General features: G+C 55.7%; 1 protein-coding gene. It reads left to right on the forward strand.

The features are described 5' to 3' along the window. Positions 1-235: 235 nt before the first annotated feature. A partial coding sequence (locus LKK83_RS22505) for an NB-ARC domain-containing protein (protein ID WP_324633609.1) occupies positions 236-2898 on the forward strand: 2663 nt, incomplete at its 3' end.

Raw genomic sequence — 2898 nt, forward strand, 5'->3', positions numbered from 1 at the left:
AACCGAAGAGTCCCAACCTTGAGGTGCATCTTTGAGGTAAAAAATGCTCTACCTCACCAATATGAGAATCGCTATATAAAAAACCCTACAGTCTTGACAATCGATCGCCGGTGCGGTAGAGTTGTATGGTGGGAAAAGAGTGGCCAAAAAAAAAAGGTGCGATCGCTGTCCACAGTTTGGCAAAAATATGCTATACCAAAATCATCCTCCCTAAACCATAGCCTCTGTTGTTGCCATGAGTCCCAGAGATATCCTGAAAGCCAATAAGCTGCTGTTGGTCGGTACGGCGATTTTATCATTAGCCGCGATCGCCTCCGGGTCGGCAGCACAATTGTGGGCGGGAAAAACCCTGGTGGATGTGGGGGGATTTTTGGCCAATGTGTTCTGCGGCATGACAGCGAATAACTTCGGAGAATTCGTCAATCGGTTGGGAGCAAAGCGGGAGATATTGGCAAACGAAGATTTGACCAAGGCAACCGGGGAGGCGATCGCCCTCGGAATTCGCACCGTTGCCAATGGCGAGAAGTTTCCCGAATTACGAAATATCTTGCACGATTTAGCCGATCGCGCCGAGGGCTATTGGCTCACCCTTGCCCGCGAAACTGCCGCAACCGAGGACTTTGCCGCCATTCAAGACAAGCAGCTACGCCATGCCTTTGCGGCAAATGCCGGCGAATTCGACCGAGTGCAGGCGCTGGATGAGGAGACTTGGCAAACCCTGACCTGGGAGTTGATGCAGCAACATCGCCAACACTTGCCAGCAGAGGTAGAAGAATATGAAGATGCGATCGCCACCCTTGCCCGTCACCTGCATCGCCACTTTCCCAAAAACTTGCGGCAAGTGCTGAAAAAAGACGCCGAGGGTGGCGGACCCGCATTTGCCGGCATGCTGTTGGACTTGCAGCGCGAAAGCGTAGGCATTTTGCGGGAAATTTGCACGCGCCTGGATGAGATGCCCAGCAAAACCGACCTCTCGAGCGCATTGGCAGAGTTAGAAACCGCCTTGCGACAAGATACCCTGCGAAATACTCGCACCTTAGAACGAATCGAGGCATTATTGCAGCAATTATTGCAGCAGCAGATTTTACCGACCCGCCCAGAAATCCCAGAATTGTGCGCCCCCTATCACCTGCCCGAATTGCCCCCGAAATTCCTGCCCCGCCCGGAAGAAATCGCAGACATCAAAGCCAAATTACTGGGAGCGGAGAGTCAAAAACTGGTAATGACGGGGGTTTCGCGCCGGGTGGGGGTGCAGGGCATGGGCGGCATCGGTAAATCCGTGTTAGCCGCCGCAGTGGGTCGCGACGAACAAGTGCAGCGACGGTTTCCCGATGGCGTGGTGTGGGTGACCCTGGGTCAAACCCCAAATATTGTTACCCGACAGGTGGATATTGCCTTTGCCTTCCAGGGAAATCGCCCCTATTTTGAAGATGCCCAACAGGGAAAAGGGCATCTGCGGCAATTGCTGGCCGAAAAAGCCTGTTTGCTGATCTTAGATGATGTGTGGCAGACCCACCATGCCGCAGCGTTTGACGTTTTGGGGCCAAACAGTCAGCTTTTGCTCACCACCCGCGATGCCGGATTGATAACCGGGTTGGGGGCGCAGGGGCATGAAGTGGGATTGCTGTCGGAAACTCAAGCCCTGGGGTTGCTGGCGCAGTGGGCCGGGGAACATCCGGAAACCTTGCCCCCAGCCGCGCGGGACGTAGCGCGGGAGTGCGGCTATTTGCCTTTAGCCGTGGCAATTGCCGGGGCGATGGTGTGTGGCGCGAATCGCTGGGACAACGTGCTGCACAAACTGCAATCTGCCGATTTAGAGAAACTGCAGCAGGAGTTCCCCAACTATCCCTATCCGAATTTGCTAAAAGCCATCCAAGTCAGCGTCGATGCACTTCCCGCCGAGGTGAAGGTGCGATATCTGGATTTTGCCGCCTTTCCCGAAGATACCCCGATTCCGGAAGCGGTGTTAGAGACCTTTTGGAAACCAGCGGGATTAGATAAATACGACATGCAGGATGTGGTGGATACCCTGGTGCAACGGTCCCTCGCTTTCCGCGATGCCGAGGGGCGCATCACCCTGCATGACCTGCAGATTGACTACGTGAGAAAACAGGCGGGGGACATTTCCCAGGTGCAGGAACGGTTTTTAGCCGCCTATGAGCAGCGCTATCCCCAGGGATATCACGCGGTGGAGGATGACGGCTATTTTTACCAGCATTTGATAACCCACCACCTGCCGCAGGCCCACAGCCCTGGCAAAATCCGCGCCTTGCTGTTGGACTTTCGCTGGTTGCAAGCGAAACTGAATGCCACGGATACGAAAGCCTTGCTGGCTGACTTCCCCGCTGCCGGGGGAGAAGCGGCAACAGTAGAGGCGCAAAACGCCATTGCCCTGGTAGAAAGTGCGATTCGCAACTCGGCCCATGTGTTAGAGGCGGATAAGACGCAACTGGCAGGGCAACTGTGGGGACGGTTGCTGTCATTTGTGCCGCCCCCCTCTCCCCCAGTGCCAAAATATCGCTATTTTTGGGAAAGAATTCCCCTACTCGGTAGATACTTGCCGAAATATGCCCAGACCCCGCCAGCAAAACGCGGCAAACTCCTTTCTTCCCCCCTTTTTAAGGGGGGGCAGGGGGGATCTAACCGTTCTCTGGAAGGCATGGGACAATCAGCACCCGCCACAGTCCCGGAAATCCAGGCACTGCTGACTCAGGCAAAACAGTGGCAGGAAAAACCCTGGTTTCGCCCCCTCACGCCGAGTCTCTACCCCGCAGGCGGGGCGCTGCTGCGTACCCTCACCGGGCATAGTGCCCGGGTAAATGCAGTGGCCATCACCCCGGACGGCACAGGGGCGGTTTCTGCATCAGACGATAACACCCTGAAACTGTGGGACTTGGC

Source organism: Phormidium sp. CCY1219 (genome assembly GCF_035615515.1).
In the GTDB taxonomy this organism is placed as follows: Bacteria; Cyanobacteriota; Cyanobacteriia; order Cyanobacteriales; family Laspinemataceae; genus CCY1219.